General features: G+C 67.9%; 1 protein-coding gene and 1 pseudogene. Both read right to left on the bottom strand.

Translation table 11 applies throughout. From position 1 onward, the window contains the following. Positions 1-106 precede the first annotated feature (106 nt). Positions 107-592: a hypothetical protein gene (locus J7E68_RS17385; RefSeq protein WP_215174705.1), complete on the bottom strand. Its 486-nt coding sequence runs from the start codon at positions 590-592 to the stop codon at positions 107-109. Further along, positions 589-2,641: pseudogene (gene ligA, locus J7E68_RS17380) on the bottom strand (NAD-dependent DNA ligase LigA). Before ligA ends, J7E68_RS17385 begins: the two are co-directional and overlap by 4 nt. Position 2,642: the final 1 nt, after the last annotated feature.

Here is a 2,642-nt window from a genome sequence, read left to right as displayed (position 1 = left end):
CGAGCGGGGCGAGAAGCCGTCCCGCAAGCCCCGCCACAAGGACTGACACGCACGCACGTGCACATCGAGCGCGCAGGGCCCCGACGATGTCGGGGCCCTGCGCGCGTCAGGCGCCCGACGGTCCGGTCGGCGCGCTGCGCGCGAGACGCGCCGCCACATCGATGAGCGGTGCGGGGCGAGCGAGCAGCGATCGCTGCTCCGGGTGATCGATGAGATGCTGCAGCAGCCTGTGGGCGCCGTCGACGGTGGGAGCCCAGTAACCGCCCACATGATGGCGGCTCAACGGCGCGTTGGTCGACTCGCCGTCGATCAACACGTCGACCGTGCCGTCCTCCGGGTCCATTCCGAGGTCCGAGAGAGCAAGGAACGTCAACGCACCGATCACGATGGTGCTGACGAGACCCGGCAACCGGAATCGCGTCACCGGAACGTCGAGGAGCACCCGCTCGATCTGCTCCCACGCAACGATCCCTCGGTTCTCCGTGCCCTCTCGGAAGAGCACGGCGTCGGGCGTGAGACGAAGGTGGTGTCTTCCCGGGTCGCCGACGGCCAGCGCACCGGGAACGACGATCAGCGGTCCGTAGCGCTTCATCCGAGCGCGTCCGGCCCTTCCGTCACGAGGGTGTGGAACTGCGCCGCGTCGAGGATGCGGACTCCGAGCTCTTCCGCCTTGGCCAGCTTCGATCCGGCCCCCGGGCCGGCAGCGACGAAATCGGTCTTCTTCGAGACGCTCGACGCTGCTTTGCCACCGGCCTTGATGATCGCCTCTTGCGCGCCATCCCGTGTGTACCCGTCGATGGATCCGGTGGCGACGACCGTGAGGCCCTCCAGCACACCGCCCTCGACGACGGCTGCTCCGGGACCCGGGTGTCCGGGGGTCGCCCACTGCACGCCGGCATCGGCCCACTGACGCACGATCTCCTGATGCCAGTCCACCTCGAACCAGGCGAGCAGGGAATCGGCGATGATGCCGCCGACGCCCTCGACAGCGGCGAGCTCGTCTCGGGAGGCAGCGCGAATCGCATCGAGGGAGCCGAACCACTGCGCCAGGGCTCGCGCCGCGACCGGTCCGACGTGGCGGATGTTGAGCGACACGAGCAGGCGCCAGAGATCTTTCGTCTTCGCCTTCTCGAGCTCGGCCAGCAGGGTCAGCGCCTGAGAGGACGGCTGGGGCCCGTCGAGACCCGACTTCTTCTCAGCGGCGGTCGGATTACGGCGGAAGGGCGCACGGGTCTTGACCAGCCCGTCGTCGTCTTCCTTGGGCAGACCCGTCTCGGCATCGCGCACGAACAGCTCGATCGGCACGATCTCGTCGAGGGTCAGCGCGAACAGCCCGGCTTCGGTCTGGAGCGGCGGCACGGCCGGTGATGTCGGCTGAGTGAGAGCCGCGGCAGTGACCTCGCCGAGCGCCTCGATATCGAGCGCGCCGCGCGACCCGATGTGCTCGACCCGCCCCCGCACCTGGGCAGGACACGACCTCGCGTTCGGGCAGCGCAGGTCGATGTCGCCCTCTTTCATGGGCCGGAGCGGTGTGCCGCACTCGGGGCAGTCGACGGGCATCTCGAACTCGCGTTCGGTGCCGTCGCGCTTCTCGACGACCGGCCCGAGAACCTCGGGGATCACATCCCCCGCCTTGCGCAGCACGACCGTGTCACCGATCAGCACGCCCTTCGCCTTGACGACGTCCTTGTTGTGGAGGGTCGCCTGCCTGACGACGGATCCTGCCACCTGCGCGGGGGCCATCACGGCGAACGGCGTCGCACGGCCGGTGCGACCGACGGACACGACGATGTCGAGGAGCGTCGTCTGCACCTCTTCGGGCGGGTATTTGTAGGCGATCGCCCACCGGGGCGCACGGCTCGTGGCGCCGAGCTCATCGTGCAACGACAGCTCGTCGACCTTGACGACGATCCCCTCGAGCTCATGCTCGATATCGTGACGATGCTCGCCGAAGTACTCCACGAACTCCGCGACCTCGTCGATGCTCGTGCAGACCTTCGTATGCGGGCTCGTGGGGAGTCCCCATTCCGACAGCAGCTCATACACCTGGCTCTGCGCGGCCACCGGAGGGTTCTCCCATGCGCCGATGCCGTGCACGTACAGCGCGAGGGATTCGATGCGCAGCATCCCCGCTTCGAGCTCGAGACCGTTCTTCTTGTCGATCTGCTGACGCAGACCTCCGCTGGCTGCATTGCGCGGNNGCGGCGTTCAGCCGCTCGAAGGCCGCCACGGGGATGAACACCTCTCCGCGCACCTCGACGATCGCCGGATGCCCGGTTCCCGACAGTTCGAGCGGGATCTCGGGAAGTCGCAGGGCGTTCTCGGTGACGATCTCACCCACACGACCATCACCTCGTGTCGCCGCTGACGTCAGACGGCCGTTCTCATAGCGGAGGTTGATCGCGAGACCGTCGATCTTCAGTTCGGTGAGCCAATCGACATCTCGTCCTGCTGACGCTCGGGTCTTGGCGGCCCATTCCCGCAGCTCGTCGATGGAGAAGACGTTGTCGAGACTCAGCATCCGCTCGGCGTGCTCGATGGTCGCGAGCCCGGTCGCTTCGGCGGCACCGACCATCTGGGTGGGTGAGTCCTGCCCCTGCAGCTCGGGGTGCAGCCGCTCGAGCTCCTCGAGCCGATGCATC

The organism is Microbacterium sp. ISL-103 (assembly GCF_018613995.1).
Taxonomy (GTDB): domain Bacteria; phylum Actinomycetota; class Actinomycetes; order Actinomycetales; family Microbacteriaceae; genus Microbacterium.
The sequence above is the reverse complement of the archived record's forward strand: the minus strand, read 5'-3'. Positions and strand labels throughout refer to the sequence as shown.

Coding starts and splice junctions, on each gene's coding strand:
- J7E68_RS17385 (WP_215174705.1), bottom strand. CDS start 592: ATGAAGCGCTACGGACCGCTGATCGTCGTTCCCGGTGCGCTGGCCGTC.